Source organism: Candidatus Methanoperedens nitratireducens, from assembly GCF_900196725.1.
In the GTDB taxonomy this organism is placed as follows: Archaea; Halobacteriota; Methanosarcinia; order Methanosarcinales; family Methanoperedenaceae; genus Methanoperedens; species Methanoperedens nitroreducens_A.
Genome location: NZ_FZMP01000026.1, coordinates 1 through 20,055, shown reverse-complemented (window position 1 = coordinate 20,055; position 20,055 = coordinate 1). Strand labels below are relative to the sequence as shown.

32 protein-coding genes are annotated in these 20,055 nt (G+C 43.8%); 25 read left to right on the top strand and 7 right to left on the bottom strand.

All coding sequences use genetic code 11. The annotated features are described in order from the left end of the window. The first annotated feature begins 698 nt into the window (after positions 1–698). The 23 genes from MNV_RS03030 to MNV_RS02940 all read left to right on the top strand — a co-directional run bounded on the left by MNV_RS03030 (position 699) and on the right by MNV_RS02940 (position 14,457). Positions 699–1,274: a hypothetical protein gene (locus tag MNV_RS03030; RefSeq protein ID WP_096203907.1), complete on the top strand. Its 576-nt coding sequence runs from the start codon at positions 699–701 to the stop codon at positions 1,272–1,274. Between the two features lie 15 nt (positions 1,275–1,289). Continuing rightward, entirely contained in the window at positions 1,290–1,784 is a 495-nt protein-coding gene (locus tag MNV_RS03025) for a hypothetical protein (RefSeq protein ID WP_096203906.1), read from the top strand. A 38-nt stretch (positions 1,785–1,822) separates the two neighbouring features. Beyond that, complete coding sequence (locus MNV_RS03020) at positions 1,823–2,227, top strand: hypothetical protein (RefSeq protein ID WP_096203905.1); 405 nt, start codon at positions 1,823–1,825, stop codon at positions 2,225–2,227. Positions 2,228–2,311: 84 nt separating this feature from the next. Beyond that, positions 2,312–2,884, top strand: a complete 573-nt coding sequence (locus tag MNV_RS03015; RefSeq protein ID WP_096203904.1) for a hypothetical protein — start codon at positions 2,312–2,314, stop codon at positions 2,882–2,884. Positions 2,885–2,925: 41 nt separating this feature from the next. Continuing rightward, on the top strand, positions 2,926–3,537 hold the full coding sequence (locus MNV_RS03010; RefSeq protein WP_096203903.1) for a hypothetical protein: 612 nt from the start codon (positions 2,926–2,928) through the stop codon (positions 3,535–3,537). Next, positions 3,538–3,990 (top strand): hypothetical protein, encoded by a 453-nt coding sequence (locus tag MNV_RS03005; RefSeq protein WP_096203902.1) that lies wholly within the window; start codon positions 3,538–3,540, stop codon positions 3,988–3,990. Positions 3,991–4,019: 29 nt separating this feature from the next. Next, positions 4,020–4,145 (top strand): hypothetical protein, encoded by a 126-nt coding sequence (locus MNV_RS20470; protein WP_256999927.1) that lies wholly within the window; start codon positions 4,020–4,022, stop codon positions 4,143–4,145. Beyond that, the gene (locus MNV_RS19300; protein ID WP_179293770.1) at positions 4,145–4,303 is read left to right on the top strand and encodes a hypothetical protein; all 159 of its coding nucleotides are present in this window, start codon (positions 4,145–4,147) and stop codon (positions 4,301–4,303) included. Before MNV_RS20470 ends, MNV_RS19300 begins: the two co-directional genes overlap by 1 nt. Then, positions 4,300–4,695, top strand: a complete 396-nt coding sequence (locus tag MNV_RS03000; protein WP_096203901.1) for a hypothetical protein — start codon at positions 4,300–4,302, stop codon at positions 4,693–4,695. Before MNV_RS19300 ends, MNV_RS03000 begins: the two co-directional genes overlap by 4 nt. Next, positions 4,692–5,636, top strand: a complete 945-nt coding sequence (locus tag MNV_RS02995; protein ID WP_096203900.1) for a hypothetical protein — start codon at positions 4,692–4,694, stop codon at positions 5,634–5,636. The genes MNV_RS03000 and MNV_RS02995 overlap by 4 nt, the downstream gene beginning before the upstream one ends. Positions 5,637–5,648: 12 nt before the next feature. Then, complete coding sequence (locus MNV_RS02990) at positions 5,649–6,620, top strand: hypothetical protein (protein ID WP_096203899.1); 972 nt, start codon at positions 5,649–5,651, stop codon at positions 6,618–6,620. Between the two features lie 11 nt (positions 6,621–6,631). Then, on the top strand, positions 6,632–7,192 hold the full coding sequence (locus tag MNV_RS02985) for a hypothetical protein (protein WP_096203898.1): 561 nt from the start codon (positions 6,632–6,634) through the stop codon (positions 7,190–7,192). 43 nt (positions 7,193–7,235) lie between these two features. Beyond that, positions 7,236–7,673, top strand: a complete 438-nt coding sequence (locus tag MNV_RS02980; protein WP_096203897.1) for a hypothetical protein — start codon at positions 7,236–7,238, stop codon at positions 7,671–7,673. Next, positions 7,673–8,782 carry a hypothetical protein gene (locus MNV_RS02975; RefSeq protein ID WP_096203896.1) on the top strand — a complete coding sequence of 370 codons (1,110 nt, stop codon included), beginning with the start codon at positions 7,673–7,675 and terminating at the stop codon, positions 8,780–8,782. Before MNV_RS02980 ends, MNV_RS02975 begins: the two co-directional genes overlap by 1 nt. A gap of 720 nt (positions 8,783–9,502) precedes the next feature. Then, on the top strand, positions 9,503–9,811 hold the full coding sequence (locus MNV_RS02970; RefSeq protein WP_096203895.1) for a hypothetical protein: 309 nt from the start codon (positions 9,503–9,505) through the stop codon (positions 9,809–9,811). Next, the gene (locus MNV_RS19295) at positions 9,808–9,960 is read left to right on the top strand and encodes a hypothetical protein (protein ID WP_179293769.1); all 153 of its coding nucleotides are present in this window, start codon (positions 9,808–9,810) and stop codon (positions 9,958–9,960) included. Before MNV_RS02970 ends, MNV_RS19295 begins: the two co-directional genes overlap by 4 nt. Further along, entirely contained in the window at positions 9,957–10,091 is a 135-nt protein-coding gene (locus tag MNV_RS20465) for a hypothetical protein (protein WP_256999926.1), read from the top strand. Before MNV_RS19295 ends, MNV_RS20465 begins: the two co-directional genes overlap by 4 nt. A gap of 57 nt (positions 10,092–10,148) precedes the next feature. Further along, entirely contained in the window at positions 10,149–10,397 is a 249-nt protein-coding gene (locus tag MNV_RS02965; protein WP_143311605.1) for a hypothetical protein, read from the top strand. 123 nt (positions 10,398–10,520) lie between these two features. Continuing rightward, on the top strand, positions 10,521–10,847 hold the full coding sequence (locus tag MNV_RS02960) for a hypothetical protein (protein ID WP_096203893.1): 327 nt from the start codon (positions 10,521–10,523) through the stop codon (positions 10,845–10,847). A 44-nt stretch (positions 10,848–10,891) separates the two neighbouring features. Continuing rightward, positions 10,892–11,959, top strand: coding sequence for a hypothetical protein (locus tag MNV_RS02955; RefSeq protein WP_143311604.1), 1,068 nt, complete (start codon positions 10,892–10,894; stop codon positions 11,957–11,959). A 9-nt stretch (positions 11,960–11,968) separates the two neighbouring features. Beyond that, entirely contained in the window at positions 11,969–12,307 is a 339-nt protein-coding gene (locus MNV_RS02950; protein ID WP_096203891.1) for an ASCH domain-containing protein, read from the top strand. Between the two features lie 131 nt (positions 12,308–12,438). After that, entirely contained in the window at positions 12,439–13,065 is a 627-nt protein-coding gene (locus MNV_RS02945; RefSeq protein ID WP_179293768.1) for a tyrosine-type recombinase/integrase, read from the top strand. Positions 13,066–13,716: 651 nt separating this feature from the next. After that, positions 13,717–14,457, top strand: coding sequence for a potassium channel family protein (locus MNV_RS02940; protein WP_096203889.1), 741 nt, complete (start codon positions 13,717–13,719; stop codon positions 14,455–14,457). A gap of 60 nt (positions 14,458–14,517) precedes the next feature. Here MNV_RS02940 and MNV_RS02935 read toward each other — a convergent pair whose 3' ends face one another. The 7 genes from MNV_RS02935 to MNV_RS02910 form a co-directional block, all read right to left on the bottom strand. Then, positions 14,518–14,865: a P-II family nitrogen regulator gene (locus MNV_RS02935; protein ID WP_096203888.1), complete on the bottom strand. Its 348-nt coding sequence runs from the start codon at positions 14,863–14,865 to the stop codon at positions 14,518–14,520. 2 nt (positions 14,866–14,867) lie between these two features. Then, positions 14,868–15,572, bottom strand: a complete 705-nt coding sequence (locus tag MNV_RS02930; RefSeq protein ID WP_096203887.1) for a DUF1538 domain-containing protein — start codon at positions 15,570–15,572, stop codon at positions 14,868–14,870. 82 nt (positions 15,573–15,654) lie between these two features. After that, positions 15,655–16,332, bottom strand: a complete 678-nt coding sequence (locus tag MNV_RS02925) for an aminopeptidase P family protein (RefSeq protein WP_256999925.1) — start codon at positions 16,330–16,332, stop codon at positions 15,655–15,657. An 89-nt stretch (positions 16,333–16,421) separates the two neighbouring features. Next, positions 16,422–16,751, bottom strand: a complete 330-nt coding sequence (locus tag MNV_RS02920; RefSeq protein ID WP_096203885.1) for a YnfA family protein — start codon at positions 16,749–16,751, stop codon at positions 16,422–16,424. Positions 16,752–16,895: 144 nt separating this feature from the next. Further along, positions 16,896–17,156: a hypothetical protein gene (locus MNV_RS18905; RefSeq protein WP_143311603.1), complete on the bottom strand. Its 261-nt coding sequence runs from the start codon at positions 17,154–17,156 to the stop codon at positions 16,896–16,898. A 66-nt stretch (positions 17,157–17,222) separates the two neighbouring features. After that, positions 17,223–17,462, bottom strand: a complete 240-nt coding sequence (locus MNV_RS02915) for a carboxymuconolactone decarboxylase family protein (protein WP_218837872.1) — start codon at positions 17,460–17,462, stop codon at positions 17,223–17,225. 197 nt (positions 17,463–17,659) lie between these two features. Next, a complete protein-coding gene (locus tag MNV_RS02910; RefSeq protein WP_096203883.1) occupies positions 17,660–18,145 on the bottom strand; it encodes a multiprotein bridging factor aMBF1 in 486 nt (161 codons plus the stop codon). Positions 18,146–18,197: 52 nt separating this feature from the next. Between MNV_RS02910 and MNV_RS02905 the strand changes: the two genes are divergently transcribed. Both MNV_RS02905 and MNV_RS02900 read left to right on the top strand, forming a co-directional pair. Beyond that, positions 18,198–19,433, top strand: coding sequence for a proteasome-activating nucleotidase (locus MNV_RS02905; protein ID WP_096203882.1), 1,236 nt, complete (start codon positions 18,198–18,200; stop codon positions 19,431–19,433). A gap of 103 nt (positions 19,434–19,536) precedes the next feature. Then, positions 19,537–19,905, top strand: coding sequence for a roadblock/LC7 domain-containing protein (locus MNV_RS02900; protein WP_096203881.1), 369 nt, complete (start codon positions 19,537–19,539; stop codon positions 19,903–19,905). Positions 19,906–20,055 lie beyond the last annotated feature (150 nt).

The following is a 20,055-nucleotide window of genomic DNA, read 5'->3' as shown; positions in this document are numbered from 1 at the left end:
TTTTTTATCATTTCTTGGGCAAATTCTTCAACCTTTTCCTTTGCCAGGGAAATTACCCCGATACCGAGCAATCCCATCTTTTTCAACATTTCTGACATTTGTATTACCCCTTTAATTGACCACGTCGGTTATTTGACTTGATGCAACTGAAACATTAACGTGAGCAAGCATAAGATCTAACGTAACACTCCAGTATGAAATTAGTTTAATAACCGATAATCTTTTTGATGAGAGAGAAAATGAAATTGATTTTTATGGATTATGTTCAAGGTTGTATGCTGGTATATGAACTTAAGAGCCAAACTCATTGATTTCATAAGCAATTTACCAACCTTATATTCGCAACGATTCAGGACAAAAGAAGCACAGAAGGGCAATACTCATATGCCTGTTCCGTGTCCCCCTCTCTATTGACAATAGCCAAAACAACCAATCGGCGATAAAAAATTCATGCACCCAGTTGATGCCTCGGACTTTAGCGAAGCGGAGTCCGAGGTAGTGACGTATCCTAAAAATCAGTCATAACCCGCTTAAATTTCAATCTGGAAGTGTTAACTACTGCGTTTTTAACCCTTCTATATAAAACCATACGAAACCTTCATTTTGAACCTTTTTTCCTGTATTAAGTAGCTCGCCGTCCTACTAACCATTGCAATCAGGGCATAGCCCTGGAAGGAAACTAAGGAGGAACTAAAGCAATGGCATTGGAAGAACTGATGCTCGTAAACCCGAAAGGGAAGTATCCACGCAGGAAGTCTTTACAGATCGTCTTTCCTAAGCCGGTAAAGCACATGAAAGTAAACCCCTCGGCAATTGACAGAGTAAAAGAAGCTGGCAAGGGCTTGATGGGAGATGTTACTATCAAGGAAGTTGCGGGAGGCGTAGGTGGTGTCGCAACCACAGTCTTAATTCCGCAATACCTCAAGCTCAAGGGCTGGAAAGACGTTGTAGGCTCTGGCGCAGTGGCAGTCGGTGGTGGATTGCTTGTAAGACAGGCAGATAAGGGCGCAGGTAATGCGTTTATCCTGACTGGCTTGGCAGTCACAGCACTGAAAGGGGTCAGAGAGATAGTGACCTATGCAAAGGGCAAGACCTCTCGGACGCGCAAGACGAACACAAGCGGGAAATTATCTGCAATCGATGACCTGGGAAAAGAGTTTGATGAAATACTTGGACTCGGACAGGATGAAATCGATGCTGATCTGCTCGGAGACATGGGAAGCCTGCTAAACGGCGGGATCGCCAACCTGGGCGAAGAAATCGTGGAGACATAAGGAGGGAGAAAAGACATGACGTATTTTATCCCAATGAGGCACAAAGAAGCGATGGACATTCTTGCCAAGGTCTATCAGCAAGCAATGCAGGAGGCAGATGTCATAGGCAAGAGGCAGAAACTCACAATGAGAGTCGAACCCCTGCGCCCTGTACATCTGAACCTGGCTGAGACCACATTCAAGCTAGAATACAACTCAGGAAATGAGAAAGCCTACACCTTGCAGCAGAACTGCGCCATCTTCCTTGCTGGCATTGAGCAATACGAGTCTGGACTGACTCATATAAAGCTCAGAAACGGCAAGAAGTACCTTGGAGACTGGGTAACAAGACCGGTCTACAAGTACCAGGAACAGATGGGTGTCTATGCCGGTGCTCTGGATCGCTATGCATTCAGATCATCCGAAGCGATGGGCGTGCAGCTAAAAGGCGTAACAGCAGACCCAGATGCATGGTTCATCGGCTATGCAGTAGTGCCGGAAGCCCTTGCAGACTCCAAGATTATCGTGTGAATCACGGTGATCTTCTCTTTTTTAAAAGGTGGTAAAGCATGGACTTAAGAAGCATAGACACGGGGGCAGATAAGGAGCAGGTGACCATTACTGCAACCGTCTCATGTATCGGTGCAGATGCAGGCAGCGTTGAGGTTTTCAGTACCCTACCATTTCCGATGCAGATTACTGAGATACAGATGATGCTTGCATCAAAGCTGGTAACGGCATCTTCATCGCATCTGATCAAGGTTACGGATGGTACAAACGATATTTGCGCCAACCAGACCTATGCGGTTGCAGATGCAATAGGCACAAAGAAAACACCTGCCGTCAGTGCTACTTACGGTATTCTGAACGGCTCTGATAAACTTGTCATTGTCGGTACAGCAGGTGGTACAGCGAGTACGGCTGGATTTGCCCTTGTCGTCATCAAAGCCAAGAAGATTGGCGAGGCGAGCTAAGATAATTTTGCGAACAATCCGGATAGGGGACTCTCCGGTTTAATCGAATCCCCATTTTACAACAACAACTAAAAAAGAGGAACAATGACTCTAAAATATCATGAGGATTACAGGCTTGCCCTGCCAGTTTTTAAAGTCGGGCACATAATAAAAGCGGGTGGAGGTTCAAAAGGTGGCTCTGGGTTCTGGGTAATCACGAAAGTAATGGAAGGCAGGATCAAGATTTCAGAGACAGGGGCTATCACAAAGAAGAAATGGGTTGCTTCAAGCGGAGATGCTTACAAGCAGGTCTCAGGTAACATCGATACACAAAGGATCGTGCATTTGCACTATATGGGATGCTTGCAGGCAACTGCATCGCTGATGTACTGGATGAAGGACCCACTCTTCTCACCTGAGACAGATAGCACGGTGGATAGCACCATAGCACCTGATACGAACCCCGTAAGGCTTGATAAATGGAGCTATGATCAGAGCATGTTCATGGCTGTGAGCATCGCTGCTGGAACTCAGGACTTCGTTATCGAGACCGTGAATTACGAGGTCGAGGAATACAAGGGAGCAGCAGCACCAACCAAGTATCTTGAGATAACTTCTGAGGGTAATGCCTTCTTTGTAGAAAAAGGCACGAAAAAACCGTTTACGGATGAGGCTTAAACCCGCATCCCCAGCTTTGTATATACAGGTTTGGAGGAACTATGGTTGCTGAGAAAGTTACCCAAGAGCTTGAACGCATAACAGCGATGGGACAGCAGCAAAAGAACAGAAAGGCTGCTGACGATAGCACGAAACCAAAGTCAGAGGAGTCCAATTCTAATTCTAAGAGCGATAAGGAAGAAAAAGAACTGCTTACAGATAAAGGGTTCAGGTCGTTAGTAAATCGCAAGCTCAACGGCATCCTGGAAGTATTGCAGGGCATATTGGGCGTAATGCAGGATGTGGAGGAGAGAGAGCCAATAGAAATAGTCTATCCCTCTGATGGGTCGCTTAAGACCCTGCCCACAGGCACATCGAGCGTGGATTTCACGGAAGGACAGGTAGTGCTTGCAGACGGCAATACAGATTCTCTTGAATACGAACTCAAGAAAACTGAGCGGTACATGAGAAGTCTGACTATCGAGGCTCAGACCCTTGATGTTACCCTGAGCTTTGATGGTGGCAAAAGGGTCACTAAGCTGACAGCAGGACGCATTATGAAACTGTCAAATACCAAGTTCAGGGAGATGAAGTTCAAGACCGGAGGAGCAACAGCACAAATCCGGTTCTGGGCATCTACGAGCAGGTATGGAGGTCTTGTCGAGGTCAAGTAAATGGCTAAATCTATCTTCCAGGAGATAGAAGAAAAATACCCTGTTGATCAGATTATATCCGATTCTATGAAAAACCTGCAACAGGGTAGCCCAGACCAAATAGCGGAGAGACTTGATAAACTGATTGTGCTCATGGGCAGGCTTGCGTTTCAACCTGATAATGCTCAACTCCTGCCCAAAGTGTACAATATCGACATTACAAAGACCAATACTGACGTTTCTCTGGGAATGAAGAACAGAGCTAACAGCATAACTTTCTACAAGCCGGAAATCGATCTGACAATCAAGATGGCTGTCATAATCAGTGGTGCTGAAGTTATTATGACTGAGTACAAGAAGATACCAAGTGGCAGGGACACGAAGATTGATGGCATAACGATTTCAGAGATTTATTATAGCAATGCGCCTGTGGTCGGAGGAACGCCGGTTGAGGTTCTGGCAGTGTGGATTTAATTATTTAATATGAAATTTGGAGGCTGTACATGCAGGAAGGAATAGGAACGATGATACCGTGCAGGGTTATCGGGAATATCAATAACGATAAGGAGTTTGAGGCACAGATGAAAAAGGAACAAGAGGAGAGCGAAAGGAGAGAGAGGAATAATTAATGGGATTCGCAAGTGGTTCTAAGAAACTCTGGGAGATCATTGACGACATAGCAGCTTTTTTGATGGCGAGTGCGGAAGGGTTCTGGACCGATGGCGATACGAAATGGGATACCAAAGATAAGACAAGCAATAACGCAAGGCGAAGCTGCATTATGTGAACGGGTCTGATGAGTTCTATATTGCCCTGGAACAGATCAACGAGAAAAGCGAGATTAAAGCCAACCCCTACCTGTATGGAAAAGGGTTAAGGATGGTGTTTAGCAAGACCTGGGATGCAATAGGTCATAAATATCCCGCATCATACGACTCAATACTCATACCGTTGGAAAGAGCCGTTAGCGGTAGTGGTGCAGATGCGGATATGGCGACAATGACTATAACGTATTCTCTGTGGTATGACGCTTCTGGTTTTACACTCATAGGGTATCCTGAACCTCACGCAGATTCCAATCAGCAGTATTTTATTGCAGTGGTTGAAAGAAATCCAGATAAATCTTACTCTGACGGGCACACTACTATCTTCAACCATCACGAAAGGAGGAACAAATGACATACGCAAGCGGTGCTAAGAAATTGTGGGAAATTATTGACGACATAGCAGCCGGATTGATTGCCTCACCAGGAGGTTATTGGTCCGATGCCGATGTAACCTGGACTACGACCGATAAAACGCAGAATAACGCACGCAGAGCTTTGAAATATCTTAACGGCTCTGAGGAGTTCTATGTTGCCCTGGAACAGATAAATATAACAAACGGGTATTATTACTATCAGAGAAATCCCTGGTATTATGGAAAAGGTCTGCGGATAGTGTTTAGTTTAACATGGGACTCGGTAGGTCATACATATTCTGCATCGAACCAATCCACACTCATCCCGTTTGAAGCCAGATATAACGGTGGGGTCACTGCTGACATGGCTACATTGATGGTGACGTATTTCCTGTGGTATGACGCTACTGGATTTGCGCTCATGGGGAAGCCTGAGCCTAATGCAACTGACGACTATCAGGGGAGTTTTATAGCAGTGGTTGAACGCAATGCGAGCAAATACTATTCAGACGGCTATACAAACTTTTTCAGTTTTTCTCAAACGAGCCTGACCCAATATGCTGATTATGCCTTGTCATCTATTCAGAGACCAAGAGGCATACTGAGACCGTTTTCATATCAATACCCTGATTGGGCTTCTTACGGTTCTTATTCCAACAACGGTAACGGGATAAGTTTCGTGCCACTGCCTACTTATTATGCATACAAGAGTGCTGGTAATGGAAAAGTGTATTACGTCAAACCGATTATGAACAATCTGAATAGCCAGTTAGCTCCGATCTTTCAATCAGAACTCTTTTTCATGTGGACTGAATCTCAGGGAATTGTGGATGGGGACGTTGTAGCAATCGAGGGATCGAGTACGAAATATCTCTGTAAGGCACTTGACAGCCCAGATAGCGTGAGCAGGATCAATTTTGCTATCAAATACGTGGCATAGGGGGAATAAAAGATGGGATACGCAAGCGGTGCTAAGAAGCTCTGGGAGATTATTGATGATATTGCAGCTGGTTTAATAGCCTCAGCAGGAGGTTACTGGACTGATGGCGATGTAACGTGGACTACTACAGATAAGACAGGCAATAACGCAAGGAGATGCCTGCATTACGTCAACGGTGCTGAGGAGCTTTACGTTGCTCTTGAGCAGATCAACCAGACAAGCGGGATAAACTATTATTATACCGGTTCGCAATGGTATTACGGCAAAGGTCTCAGGATCGTGCTCAGTGCAACCTGGGACGGGGTGGGTCATACCTATCCCGCATCGAACCAATCTACACTCATACCATTTGAAAATTATCAAGCGGGTGGCGTTAGTACGGATATGGCGACATTGCTTGTGACCTATTACCTGTGGATAGAATCTAACGGCTTTGTTCTCATGGGGAAGCCCGAACCTACTGCAACGCCCCAACAGCAGAGCTTTTTCACGGTCTTGGAGCGCAATAGCAGCAAGGAATACTCAGACGGGTACACCAACTTCTACTGCCTGTCTGTTCTCAATGTTTACGGTGGAGGGCAGGGTTCTACAATGTATGATGGTCAGGATGGAGTAACATCAATAAACAGGAGCAGGCTGATCCTGAGACCGTTTTCATATCAATACCCTGATACTGCAACAAGGTTAGGTGCTGTAACTCCAACCGGTAACGGCATAAGTTTCGTGCCTACGCCTACTTATTATGCATTCAAGAGCAGTGGTGACGGTAAAGCATATTACGTCAAACCGATAGTCCATAACCTCTCTGGGCAGGTCACTCCGATATTCCAGGCTGAACTCTGGTTTCCTTGGAGCGAATCTGTTGGATTGATTGACGGCGATGTTGTAGCAGTTGAGGGATTTACCACTAAATTCCTGTGTAAAGCCCTGGACAGCCCTGATTCAACTGCCAGATTACTTTTTGCCATTAAATATGTTGCATAGGAGATGATGAAATGGTTGCTACGGTTCAGATAGTCAGGAAAACGGGTGCATCAGGCGCAATAGTCTCGACTGACATTACAAGTATCAATACACGGGCAAACGCTTATGACACTCACAGCACAGGGGATATAAGTAATGGTATCCAGATTCCATCAGTAGGGACTTATTATTCATTCTGGGTAACTACAAGATTGAACTGCACAGTTACACCGGCAGGCACGATCAATAACCTGCGATGGTTCACTGACGGTACTGGCAGCTTCGGAACTGGTGTTACATGCAAGGTAGCCAAAGCATCAACAGGTTTGGATGCAGGGTATAGGCAGGCGACTGGCACTGTTGGTCAGACCGGAACACAGCTTACCCAGGTAAACCATACAGGCTTAGATGCTGCTCCTGTGGATGCGTTCACCTTGACCGCAGCTTCTCCTCTAGCACTTAGCGGGTCAATCACTAACCCTTCAACAGGGCAGTTCGGAGATCATGTTGTGTATCAGCTTGAGGTAGGAACAACAGCAGCAAGCGGTGCTACCTCCCAGGAGACGTTCACTTTCAGATACGATGAAACTTAAAATTAAATAGCTTCCCTGCATCTTGATTTAAAGAGGGTAAACAATGACCGAATTACCATTAACATGGAGAGCCATATACGATGACGGGACAGTTATAGACCAATTCAATGAAACCAGAGAACCTATCGAGGTTTCAAGCGAGATCATAGACCGGAAGAAGGTTAAGACGTTTCTCATTATGCAGGGTCAAGTTCCTGTATTCAGGCTTGAGTTAAATGAAGGACAGAGATTGTTTTACCGCAGGCGCACTTCGATTAGTGCAGGTATAGAGCAAACAAAAGACCAGATATGCCATATAGCAGGATGGCAGCAGAATATCCAGGGAGAGATGAAATGGAGAATCGCATTTATTTTCGAGGACGGAAAGATTGAAATTAAAGACAAGTTTATAGAAGGTCATCCCTGGTTCTATCCCATTGTTCTCACGGATAAAGAAAAAGAGCAGGGGTTGAATAAAAATGATAAGAGTAGTGATGGGTGATGGCGACAGATACAGATAAATCGCACACTACTGACGCTTATTTAAAAACAGTAGTGGATATAACCCATACTACTGATGCCTGGAAGCATTATACATACGATAAAACGCATAAAACCGATGCTCAACTTGGTTATCAGGGAGTAACAGTTTTCGGGACTTATCTTAAAGGCACTGGATTCACTGACGGCAGCACTAACCCCATAGGTCTTGAACCATGGATTGAGATAATGGTTCAGATAGGTGCAAGCCCGATAGATGTAACCGTAACCTACGTGGATCAGGACGGGAACGCTCCTGAGACTACAACAGTATCTACAAGCATTCCCTCCGGCTCGACGGTGGGAACTCTGATAAAAGCAGCCCTGAACACGGGTGATTATGCACTGCGGGATATAACGAATATAACGATAGTGGGAGGCACTAACGGAGATAAGTTCAAGATTCGCAGCCTGGCAGGTGCATGGTATGGCAAAGCCTATCCCGTAATTTCTGCCACTCACGATAGCTACGATGTGACTGACCTGAGCGGTAATGAATATTCCAAGCCTGCGATGCCTGCTCTTGTGAAAAACCCTCCCGCTTATTACCCTGCGCCAGGTCCACTGATGAACGGCATTATCCCATTTGTAGGAAGGAATTGGGATTCGTTCATATCTGAGACCCTAAGCGGGATTGAGCAGATGACCAAAGCCTTTGTATTAGTATGGAGACCCTGGGATTCTTATCTTATCGATCCTACCGGTACTCAACATACCGGCAAGACATTCACGTTACAGAGTTCCTTATTCGGCAATATCATAGCAGGGTTTCTCAGGCTGCCAAGCGGAACGCTAATTACAGATGGGTTCAGGGTCATATTTAGGAACAGTGCTGGCTTCTCAGTCTGGGGCAAATGTTATCCAACCGGAGTTTACCAGGTACTTCTTGACCTGCAAAGATACGATAAATCCTATCTCACTGTGGGGACGGATACATTAGAAATCTATTATCAGTACGGATCATTCTATGTCGATGGCTTCGTTACCCAGATGGAATCAAAGGATTTGTACTTCCTTCCGAACCAGGAAGCTCATGTTATCGGATTCAAGAAGAAAAGACTCTTCGCCTAACTTTACCTGATAACGAAACTTCTCTATCGTCTTTATCAAAATCTGCAATATCCCCACATAACCCATATTCCGTACCCTTTTTAAGAAGTGAAAAATAATTTTACCGCACTTGATTTTAAAATTTAACAGCGTATATATGTTTTATACAAAATGTGAAAAATAGGCATATTTTCGCATTCAACGATTAATATTTTACCTAAGTGTATTTAAATTAGAAATTTCAAATCGAGATGCAAAGACTATACACTTAAATTAAAATTTTCAAAAGTTAAGGGTACGGAATGTGGGACATAAGTATCCTGCACCTTTTTACAGCTTGTCCATCTACTGCAATTATCAAAAGAAGTAAAAATAGGATGAAAATCATAATCAGTAGGAGGATAGTAAATATAGAAAACAGTCTTAAAAACGATTACTTTCACACCGCTTAATAAACGATTATTAAGGATGCAAAATAGTTAAGGTAGGGCAAACAGTCCAGCGGAGATTCGGTTAAAAATCTACTGGACTGCCAAGGCGGTCACCTTGTTTTGCCCTACTTATATACAGTTAACTCTTATATATATATAATACTTTACAGTTAACTCTCTAATTATCACTATTTGAGTATTTAAAAGTTAATTATATATACCTAACAACTCATACAAAAAGGGTCTAAAATAGACAGCTTGTTTGGCGGTCACCAGACAGGCACAAAGGGTATTAAAGGAGATTCGGAAAATGGAAACAAATACAGTTAGCGCAGGCTCTCAACCTGCGCTTCACACAGATAGTATAGATGCAGGATATCGCCTGAAACATGTCAAGGTCTTTGCGAAAAATCACGCACTCATCCAGGATACAGTCAGGCAGCTAAATGAAAAATTCTCTCAAAAAGCCAGAGCCTGCGGAATCAGGATAAGCAACAAAGGCAGAGGCAGAGATATTCTACCATCGCAGCCCGAAGCTGTAGAGTTCTTTTTTGAAAAAATCTCGATGGATGAATATGTTGACAGATTGATCCAGAGAGCGCAGGGAGTAAACGCATGAACAGAAACATACCGTGCCAACATAAAATCTACTGCCCAGGCGACTGTAAAGGATGTGATGGGGACGCTCTTGATGCAGCCAAACATATCCTTCAAAGCAGGGGACATTACCCTGGAGACAAAGACTTCAAAACAGGAGGCATAGCATGAAGCTGATCCTGAAGCTAAACCCCAAAACTACCATAGCCCGTTTTCATGAGCTTGAACGCCGTCTACAGATGGACTTCAAAGATGCAGTTGAGGATATGCACCTTGAAGGAAGCGAGACAGAACCAAACTGAACCATGACAGAGGGGGCACAGCCAAGCCCCCAACCACTTATACTCTTGGAGGAAACCGTGATTATTTGCGCTATTCTTACATGGGGAGGCGACCTTCTGATCCGTCCAGTTCCATCATTCCAGTGGGTCAGGGAGTTGAGAAACCGTCTCGACTTAAAAGATGTGGACTATGTCGTTTACAGCAGCGGTTACCTCACCCTTATCAAACTTGATCCCTGGACGCATGTTCTGGACGAAGAGGAATGGGTAGAACTCTGGGGCAACCCTGCCCATCGAAAGCCTGCCTGGGACAGGGATGAAGAATGACAATCGGATTCCAGTACCCAGCCAAGAGACAATGCAGATTTTATTGTAGAGGCTGCACTGCAACCAGACGCTATAAAGTGTGCAGGGGCGGGAAATGTAAGGGATTTCAGAGGAGGGATACCTTTGGATAGCGATCTCAAAGCCATGAGATGCATCTGTCGCGGGATAGTGACGATTACACAGCACAGAGACGGCATGTATATCACGCACTGCCGGAGATGCGGGACAGAATACGGATACTGTGACGATCATCCCTATTTCATGCATGAATATGCTAACAGAGGAATAGGAGAACCTGTAATCATCCCTGCATTCAAGCCTCCATCAGAAAAGAAACCAGCCCCCAAAACCCATGCCTGCAAAGCCTGCCATGGATCTATCACAAAAGAGCAGGCCCTGAAAACTTTTGAGGAATTTGGGCGGGCACTCTGCGAACAGTGCGGTAAATAGAATGGAAGTCCTTGACCTGTGCTCTGGATTGGGGAGTTAAAATAGTGAGCATTTTTTATAAAATTAATCGTTTTAATAAATCTGATTTTCATAAACCCATTTGCTTAAAAAATACAGGAGATGGAATTGAAAATAATAATGGCGATTTTAATAAAATCACTGATTCAATAACGGGAGAAGGCGAAACTAAAGATTTTAAAAATGACGGCAACACATTATCTGTTGCTTTTGAAGGGGTAAAAGGGCGTGACTCCCTCAAAGTCGTAAAATTCTTTCAGGAACATCCAGATGAACACTATACACCGAAGCAGATAGCGATTTATTGCGGAATAGAGCACGGTTCAGCAAAAATGATATGTTTGCGATTTTATGAGAAGGGATGGATACAACAAACATTATTAGAACACTATGAGTATACCCAAAAAATTACAGCAGATGAATTAAAAACATTAGAAAAATTCTTAAACCAAACATATCATAATTTAATGTTGGTGGTGGGTCACACATCCGGCAACACATCGGGGGTTACCCCCTCTAAAGCAACTAACCCAAATTCTAAAGAAAGTAAATTCCATGTAGGGGAGATGCAATTTATGATAAAATCCATCAGTGTAAAAATTTTAACTTACCCGCAGAAGTCGGTTTTTCATATTCATTGCACTGAAGATCCTATAGATTACGGAGAACTCATGAGAGTAGTGGGTACAATCGAGGGTAAAGTAGGGTATAGTCTTGAAACTGCTCATTTTGAGAGAATAGAACCAAACATAGATTTCCCGGACATTCAAATAGATGGGGCGCAGCGCTTAGAGTTAAGGACTTTTTCCAAATGCTGGCAGCGATTTTACAATAAGCGAAAGAACCTTATGAGAAAGGAATACATCATCAGAGGGGCGCACATTCCCCTGGAGGAGGTTTTAGCGGTGGCGAGGGGTGAACAGATATTGGGAACTAATGTATTAGCGATAGAGCTGGAAGAACTAAGGAAGGAAAAGAAGCAGATGAAAGAAGCCATAATCAAAATGTCAGATAATTACAGAGAGGTTATAGTTGCCATTGATAGGTTAAAGGCTGCGGAGAAGAATGCGAAGAAGAATACAAAGGAGATGTGAAAAATTTCAATGATCCTTTTCAAACACGCCCATATATTCCCCATTCTGATAGGTCTCAAAACTCAGACCCGCAGAACATGGGAAAAAGCTAGGGTAAAGCCCGGCTCAATCCATCTTGCAAAAACCGAGATGATCAGCAAACAGTTCTTTGCCAGGCTCAGAATACTTACAGTTTATCAAGAAAAGCTGGGTGATATGACAGAACAGGACGCCTGGGAGGAAGGAGGGTACACGTTGGATGGATATAGAGAAACCTTCCAGAAAATCTATGGATTCTGGGATGATAACAGGATAGTGTGGGCGGTTAAATTCGAGATAATAGATAAAAGAGAACTGATATATACTTAGTGTTTTATAGGTAAAGGACTGAGTAAACCATGCAAACTCCTGCCCAAAATTTGCAGATTTTAGAGTTAAAAAAGCCAGAATTAACAAACACTAAGCAACTCGTTACAACAGATCCTTTGCTAAATAGAGGTATGAATGTTGAGGAATGCAGGATAATATGCACGGATTACCGGATACCTACAAGGGAAAAACTGTTTTTCAGAATAATATATGAAACCCAACTGAGACCCTTTGAAGTTTTGAATCTCAAAATCGAGGATTGGGATAGAAACCAGCATCTTATAACAGCGGTGAGGGTCAAACAAAAAACAAAGCCGAAGAAAGGCAATCGCAAAGAAAAAGAGTGGTTACCGTCAACGCCACGAACTGCCCTTCTATCAGAAAATACGAATGAAATGCTTCGTACATTAGTCAGCAATCGAAAAAAAGGGCATATCTTTATTAATGAAAAAGGAGAGCAGTTAAGCCTTGAATGGTTCAATGAGCGCATAAACCACTATGCGAAAATCATAGGTATTCAAAAAATCAAGAAATATTACGCAGATGGAAGAACCCTGAAACTGATAACATGCATGGCTTTAAGGGAGGCGGGAGAGCGTCACCACGATAATGCCGGAGGAAGCAGGAAACTATCGGCAGTAGCAGCAGGGCATACAATGGAGGTTAAAGAGAGGCATTACGAGAAAGTAGGAGAGGATTTTGAACAGGTGCATGAAAGCTACCGTAAATTCCATCCTGCATTTGTCGAGAATTGGTGACCCACCAAGACATAGGACAATGAAGCGTAGCGGTCAGGAGCATCTTTTTCGGATGCGATACGGCTAGAGTCATCGCCTCGGATTCCGCTTCGTTAAAGTTTGAGGCATCAGCAGGAGGCATGAGGCTTTCAATCTCCTATTGGTTATTTTGGCCATTGTCCATAGGGAAGGAGGTAGGAACAGGTATACGAGTAATCTCTCATCTGTGCTACTTTTGTCGTGAATCGTTGTGTATATAAGGTTGGTAAATTGCGTATGAAATATATGAGTTTGGCTTTTTAGTTCATACACCAGCTTACTTGTATGAATGAGTCATATGCAATCTTAGATCGATGGTGGGAGAGCATTTAATAAATGTGACATCAAAAAACTGTACTATTACTGGGTTGACTTTCTTTTTAATTTTCTTTTTGGTCATCATCTACTTAGGGGTTATGTAAAAATAAGTTAGTAAATCTTGAAAGCGTATAACATTATGGCTAATCTCCTCGACACGGATTTTATCAAAGTAGTAAAGCTATATTCGATAGGTTATTTCTACCTAACCCCTTAGTGATCGGCAAGAAGTAAGCCATGCCTGATTGCGAATACACGAAATTGGTATCTGTCCTGCCACTAATATTATAACTTTTCAATACAACAATAGTATGGATGTTTAAATTTCGAATAAGTAAACCTATATTTGTTTATATTTCTCTTTCCACACTTCTTGTTTTAATATACAGTCTGGTTTTTCAGTACCTGATGAGTGTGTACGAGAGCCGTGAGTACGGATTTATAACAGCAATTTACTGGGTCATTGGGAGTATGACCACGGTAGGTTATGGCGATATTTATTTTAATTCTACTATTGGACACTTATTCAGTATTATCGTAGTTATCTCAGGTATTATAATGATATTCGGTTATGTTTTTCTCTTTGTAGTCAGTCCAGGACTTGAGGGGATGCTTCGAAAGGAGATGCCTCCAAAGCCAAAGGTTCCAGTCGATCTAAATGACCATATTATTATAGGCGGTTATAACCAGCTTGTTGAAACCCTTATTATAGAACTTGAGAGGGCAAAAATTTCTTTCATGGTTATCGATGAAAACGAAGAAAACATAAATCATTTGATTTCCAGAAAAATACCCTGCGTTCATGGTGACGCTGCAGATGAAAATGTCCTGTTAAATTCCAATATCCTGTCTGCAAGGATGCTAATAGCAAACCAGAGCGACAAAAAGAATGCAAGCATCATTCTCACTGCCAGGAAGTTAAGCAATATCAAAATAATATCTCTTGTCGAGGAGATGAAAAACGCTGGATATTTAAAACACGCAGGTTCGGATCAGGTAATCTCCACAAAAACATTATTGGATCATACATTATACGAAGAATTATCGATCCAATAAAGACTATTTTATTGGAGCCACCAGGCTCTTTGGAGATATGAGCATTGTAGAACTTCCCATTTATCCATTATCCTGCTTATTTTTCTGCTCAAGATGCAATGCGCCCGTCATTTTTTCCACACTTACAACAAATGCCCTGCCTTTTCCAGGTTCGTTCAATTTTCCAGCGCTCACAATAGCTTCAAGAACCGCGTCGGTTTTTTCTTTTTCTATTAGAGTAATCACAATCTCTTTTTCAGGTTCTATGGGAATTCCCAGGATTTTCCTTTTCTCATGAATCCCTGTACCTCTTCCAAAAAACACGGTAGCTCCCTCAGCTCCGGCTTCATGCGTTGCCCTGATTATCGTTTCACTTTTTCCTCTTTCAACAATCGTGAATATTACATTAAAGTTAGTTAGATAGCTCATATCTATTCTCCCAGTACAATACCAAGTATCAGCAGAGATATCACGGGTGCTAAAGTAGCAGTTGCAACCAGACCAAAGCTATCAACAATGGGGTCTCTTCCTCCCAGCACGGATGTCATCCCTACTCCTATTGCGAGAATAAGCGGTACAACCATAGGTCCGGTAACAACAGCCCCGGCATCAAACGACATTGGGATTATATACGCGGGTGCAAAATAAATTAAGATTAACGCCAGAAGATAGCCGGGGACTATAATCTTCCAGAGGGGTATGCCAAGAAGTATCCGCAGCATCGATATCCCAAGCGATGCCCCGACCCCTATGCCGACAGCATGCAGAATTATGTTTCCTGGTATGGCACCTGAGGATGCGGTTTCCACCTGGCTGATGAGAACACGCAGATTGGGCTCTGCAAGTGTGACTGCATAACCGAAAATAGAAGCAAATGCAACTACAAGGTAAGCCGAGCCAGTGGTAGGGAGATCTGCACCTACCTGTTGACCCAGAGGCAAGAATCCAAGTCTTAATCCTTCTAAGAACAGGATAAGCCCTATGGTAGATAATGTTATGCCGATCATTATCTGGGAGAGGTTTTCAACGGGTTTCTTTATTATGAAATACTGAAAGGCGAAAATGAAGATCACTACAGGTAATACTGCTAAAATTACTTCTGCGATTACGGGAGCCTTTAACCATGATAGAGCCATAGGAGACCTAAGATGTGATTGTTAATATAACCTTATCGGTATCCACATATTTTTCAAATTTGCTCCTATTTATCAGGAACATTTAATAATCCCTGTCCAGAATCACAGATTTTCTGCTCACAAATACAAGCTCCTCGAATTTAGCAGCCCTCTCTTTGTGCATCAGGTACGGCTCAACGACCCATAATTCATCCATCGGGGTGAGATTACTTGAGTCTATGAAAGGAAACTTTTTTAAAATCAAGTATGATAACCCTGGTTCCGGGAGATTTTCGAGAGGGTGTATCCTGGAAAGGCGGTGCCTGAGGGATATCAGTGGAGGATAGAGACGCGTATAGTTTGAGATTGTACGAATAAGCTCCTGCGCGTAGCGGAATACATCAGTCACAATCATCTCGTTGCTTGCATACTCGGCAATCTTGCGTGAAATATCACGCGCATACGCAACAAGTGCCTCAAGCTCAGGATTATTCCCAAAGACGTGGGTGGTGGTGTAATCTCCTGCATAGGTCGTCATGTACACTGGAGCTATATCTATTAAGACAAGGTCATCCTCTTGCAGAATGCGCTTATGTTCGGTCAGAAAGCTCGATGCAAGAGCATGCACGCTGCTCAGCTTGGTGCTTCCTTCACCTACGCCGATAATTGGCCTGTGCCAGTGCTGCCTCACGTTATAAGCAAGGAAAACTTCAGAAGCGGTATCCTCTATATCCTTTTCACTCATACCCACTTCAATCTTGCTTACAATCTCTTTAGACAATACTTTAGCAAAGCGAAGTGATGTGCCACAGCATTCGTATAGGCGAATGGAAAGTTTAGAAAGCCTGCCGATAGACCCATTTACAAATATTACCCTCTCGGCCAATACATGATAATAAGCATGCCGGTAAGAGCGATAAGACCGCCTATCAGGTCAAATTTATCTGGAGCAATTTTATCAATCTGCCAGCCCCAGAGAATAGCAAGAACTATGAAGATACCCCCATAAGCTGCATAAACTCGTCCAAAATTTGCTGGCTGAAATGTTGGTATTATCCCATAGAGCACCAGGACCACCGCTCCGAATAAGGCAAACCAGATACTTTTTCCTTCCCGCAGCCAAAGCCAGAAAAGATATCCTCCTCCTATTTCACACAACCCAGCCAGAACAAAGTATAATAGCGATTTTACAATTTCCATTTATTTCACCTCAATAAAAATCTCCTTTAGTTCTTTCCAGATGAGTGTAACTTGTTCGTCACCAATAGATTCTTTATCAGAGAATTCATACAAGTAAGCTGACGTATGCACTCAGATAACAAACTCATGGATCTAAAAGCTATTTTATATTTTGGGAACAGAGAATAAATGGGAGTATGAATCTACTCTTCTCATCTGAGGGGATAAACGTAACCTCAATTCACCATAACCCCGTACTTGGAAACTACCGGGCTTGCTATCGTTTTTCACCAATAAAGCCTTCATAGTGAAAGTCATGAAGCCCAGAGCTACCCTGTCCACATGCCCTATCAGGATTCTCGCCCAGTATTCGATAGGGAATACTACATAGTGCATCGAAACAGCATGTATAGCTATGCTTTTCATCTTCCAGGTTCATCTCGTTATGCGCTTGAGCGGTATAAACTGTTCAGAAAACTGTGCGAAACAGAATTATTCGTGACTATCATAAGCTTCCAGCGCCGCAGGTAAAGCCTGAATGACCTTATGTCCAACCGCAGGAAGTCCGACAAGCACTGCGCCGATGACCTCGTCCCTGCTTGCTCCCAGGGATTTTGCATGCTGGACATGAAAAGGGAATCCGCTTGTTAGCCCTGTTGCTGCCAGTACGGCAAGGTATGCCAAGGTTTTTGTTTTATTATCCAGTGCATTGGATGCATCGAGTTTTTGCACAGCTTCCATCCATGCCTAAAAGAAAGATCGTCAACCCAAACTTCAATCCCTCTGCTGCCTTTTTATCAGTATCCTCAAGATACCGCTTTGTAAGCAAGAAGATAATGATAAAGTACGCCACAGTGAGAGGGGCGCTGACCGCAGGATATTTCGAGACTCCTGTTGAAGGCAGAAAGGACTTAAGCCGGCGCAAGACGCTACTTCGTCTTCTTCCTTATGATCGCCACATCCCCGAGCGTTGTTCCCCTGATAAACCCGCCCCCGCGCTGGTCCTGCGAGGAAACTTTCTCGGTGAGTTTTATATTCAGCTCGGTTTCAAGTTTTTTCCTTATCGCATCCTCAGGCACAAGCTCTTCCCTCTCAATCTTCCGCAGGAGCGCGGATTTTTCCATGATCTTCAAAGCAAGGCCTTCAAGGGTCAATCCCCTTGATTCCCTGGCTTTTTTGATTACCTGGGCGTAATCCGGGATTATCTCGCCCTCAAGTTTATCAAAAGCATCTTTACGGGGTTTACGGATAAAAACAGTCTTTTCAACCGGCGAGAGCTTCCTGGACACAGGAGTCCATTTATCGGATGGTGTTCCATAACGTGCACATTTCCCGCATACATCAAGTACAGTCCCTTCAACTGTAACTCGTATGGGATTTCCTTTTATATCACTGCCGCATATTTCGCATTGCATTTTCGACGAAAACTCTATATACCGTCTACGCTTAAATATCATTCGATACTAAATGTCTGAAACGCAGGAAAACAGGGAGATTCCGATCGGAATAGGAAGCGACGATTTTTCTCGCTATTTAATGGACAGGATTAAAATGCTTGAAGAACGGAACACCATTCTGAGGGAGCAGGCTAATAAGATAGAACTTGAGAAACGTTTTACTGAGAACCAGAAGCTCAAATACGAGAGGGAGTTGAGGCAGCTAAAAAGCGAGCTTGAGAAGCTCAAAACACCCCCGATGGTCGTAGGCAGCGTTGTGGATGTCCTGGAGAACGGCAAGGTGATAATCAGGAGTACCACAGGTCCGCAGTTCGTGGTAGGGGCTTCCCAGTTCATAAACAGTTCGGAACTGGTGGCCGGAGCGCGCGTCTCCCTGAACTATCAGACGCTTTCAGTAACAGGTATCCTGCCCTCTTCGCGTGACCCTTTCGTCAGCGGCATGGAGGTCATAGCGGCACCCGATATATCGTTTTCCGATATCGGCGGCCTGGATGAACAGATACGTGAAGTGCGGGAAACGGTTGAGATGCCGCTAACAAAGCCTGAGGTGTTTGAGCGCATCGGGATTGAGCCGCCAAAAGGCGTACTGCTATATGGCGCACCCGGGACAGGCAAGACGTTGCTGGCAAAAGCCGTGGCAAACCAGACAAAAGCTACTTTCATCAGGATAGTAGGCTCCGAGCTTGTACAGAAGTACATAGGCGAGGGAGCAAGGCTTGTAAGAGACCTTTTCAAGATGGCGAAAGAAAAAGCCCCGAGCATCGTATTCATCGATGAGCTTGATTCAATAGGCGCAAAGCGTCTTGATACCGCGACATCCGGTGACCGGGAAGTGCAGCGTACGCTGATGCAGCTCCTCTCGGAAATGGACGGCTTTAATTCCAGGGGCAATGTCAGGATAATAGCGGCAACGAACAGGCCCGATATACTTGATGCTGCACTCCTGCGACCGGGGAGGTTTGACAGGTTCATATCAATACCCATGCCGGACAGTGTCGCACGCGCGACGATCCTTAAAATACATTGCCGGAGAATGACCCTTTCAGAAGATGTTGATATAGAAAAACTTGCATCGCTTACTGAAGGATCAAACGGTTCGGATATTAAGGCTATTGCCATGGAAGCGGGCATGTTTGCCGTAAGGGAAGAGCGCTACAGCGTCGGGATGGATGATTTCCTGAAAGCGATAAAAAAATTAAAAGTCCCTGCAGAAAAACAGAGCCTTTCTGAAGGCATGTTCGTCTGAATCGCTTTATTTTTATAAATATCCGTACTACACAATATATTTCTTGGCAATTGTTTATAAAGTATTAAAATGTTAATATGCCGCTAAAACTCCGGGAGCATTAATGGAAACGATTGCACAATCCCTTGAAAAAATTCTTGACGACCTGCAGGCAGTAGGTGGCGTCGAACTTTCTGCGATCGTTTCAAGGCAGGGACTGCTGATGGTCTCTAAAGATACCGGGGGCGGGCTTAACAGCGAGGCGTTCGCGGCGCTGACTGCTACTCTGTATATATCCGCCGAATCAACGACCGTTCGCTTATCAGGACAGAGACCGAGATCGATTATTGTGGAAACAGAGGATAAACACCTTATAACATATGCCGCAGGTCCGGATGCGTTGATGGTAGTTCTTGTAGGACAGGAGGGTTATATAGGTCTTGTCCTGAATGAGTTGAAAAAAGCTGCCTCGAAAGTCAGGCAGTTCATTTAACTGTTTCTTTACTTTTGCGTTAGGTATAGAGGGTTGCGCAAAAGTAAAGAAACATAGTGGATTAGCAAAGTAACAGGGAGTGTAACAAATCTTGTTGAAACTTCTATAATGCAACAGGTGTTATAGTCAATCATACTAATTTTGCCCGAA

Coding starts and splice junctions, on each gene's coding strand:
- MNV_RS02920 (WP_096203885.1), bottom strand. CDS start 16,751: ATGGAAATTGTAAAATCGCTATTATACTTTGTTCTGGCTGGGTTGTGT.
- MNV_RS02910 (WP_096203883.1), bottom strand. CDS start 18,145: ATGCAATGCGAAATATGCGGCAGTGATATAAAAGGAAATCCCATACGA.
- MNV_RS19300 (WP_179293770.1), top strand. CDS start 4,145: ATGGGATTCGCAAGTGGTTCTAAGAAACTCTGGGAGATCATTGACGAC.
- MNV_RS02975 (WP_096203896.1), top strand. CDS start 7,673: ATGGCGACAGATACAGATAAATCGCACACTACTGACGCTTATTTAAAA.
- MNV_RS02995 (WP_096203900.1), top strand. CDS start 4,692: ATGACATACGCAAGCGGTGCTAAGAAATTGTGGGAAATTATTGACGAC.
- MNV_RS02940 (WP_096203889.1), top strand. CDS start 13,717: ATGTTTAAATTTCGAATAAGTAAACCTATATTTGTTTATATTTCTCTT.
- MNV_RS03020 (WP_096203905.1), top strand. CDS start 1,823: ATGGACTTAAGAAGCATAGACACGGGGGCAGATAAGGAGCAGGTGACC.
- MNV_RS02985 (WP_096203898.1), top strand. CDS start 6,632: ATGGTTGCTACGGTTCAGATAGTCAGGAAAACGGGTGCATCAGGCGCA.
- MNV_RS03005 (WP_096203902.1), top strand. CDS start 3,538: ATGGCTAAATCTATCTTCCAGGAGATAGAAGAAAAATACCCTGTTGAT.
- MNV_RS02990 (WP_096203899.1), top strand. CDS start 5,649: ATGGGATACGCAAGCGGTGCTAAGAAGCTCTGGGAGATTATTGATGAT.
- MNV_RS18905 (WP_143311603.1), bottom strand. CDS start 17,156: ATGAAAAGCATAGCTATACATGCTGTTTCGATGCACTATGTAGTATTC.
- MNV_RS02970 (WP_096203895.1), top strand. CDS start 9,503: ATGGAAACAAATACAGTTAGCGCAGGCTCTCAACCTGCGCTTCACACA.
- MNV_RS02980 (WP_096203897.1), top strand. CDS start 7,236: ATGACCGAATTACCATTAACATGGAGAGCCATATACGATGACGGGACA.
- MNV_RS20465 (WP_256999926.1), top strand. CDS start 9,957: ATGAAGCTGATCCTGAAGCTAAACCCCAAAACTACCATAGCCCGTTTT.
- MNV_RS02935 (WP_096203888.1), bottom strand. CDS start 14,865: ATGAGCTATCTAACTAACTTTAATGTAATATTCACGATTGTTGAAAGA.
- MNV_RS19295 (WP_179293769.1), top strand. CDS start 9,808: ATGAACAGAAACATACCGTGCCAACATAAAATCTACTGCCCAGGCGAC.
- MNV_RS03010 (WP_096203903.1), top strand. CDS start 2,926: ATGGTTGCTGAGAAAGTTACCCAAGAGCTTGAACGCATAACAGCGATG.
- MNV_RS20470 (WP_256999927.1), top strand. CDS start 4,020: ATGCAGGAAGGAATAGGAACGATGATACCGTGCAGGGTTATCGGGAAT.
- MNV_RS02950 (WP_096203891.1), top strand. CDS start 11,969: ATGATCCTTTTCAAACACGCCCATATATTCCCCATTCTGATAGGTCTC.
- MNV_RS02945 (WP_179293768.1), top strand. CDS start 12,439: ATGAATGTTGAGGAATGCAGGATAATATGCACGGATTACCGGATACCT.
- MNV_RS02905 (WP_096203882.1), top strand. CDS start 18,198: ATGTCTGAAACGCAGGAAAACAGGGAGATTCCGATCGGAATAGGAAGC.
- MNV_RS03025 (WP_096203906.1), top strand. CDS start 1,290: ATGACGTATTTTATCCCAATGAGGCACAAAGAAGCGATGGACATTCTT.
- MNV_RS02930 (WP_096203887.1), bottom strand. CDS start 15,572: ATGGCTCTATCATGGTTAAAGGCTCCCGTAATCGCAGAAGTAATTTTA.
- MNV_RS03015 (WP_096203904.1), top strand. CDS start 2,312: ATGACTCTAAAATATCATGAGGATTACAGGCTTGCCCTGCCAGTTTTT.
- MNV_RS03030 (WP_096203907.1), top strand. CDS start 699: ATGGCATTGGAAGAACTGATGCTCGTAAACCCGAAAGGGAAGTATCCA.
- MNV_RS02900 (WP_096203881.1), top strand. CDS start 19,537: ATGGAAACGATTGCACAATCCCTTGAAAAAATTCTTGACGACCTGCAG.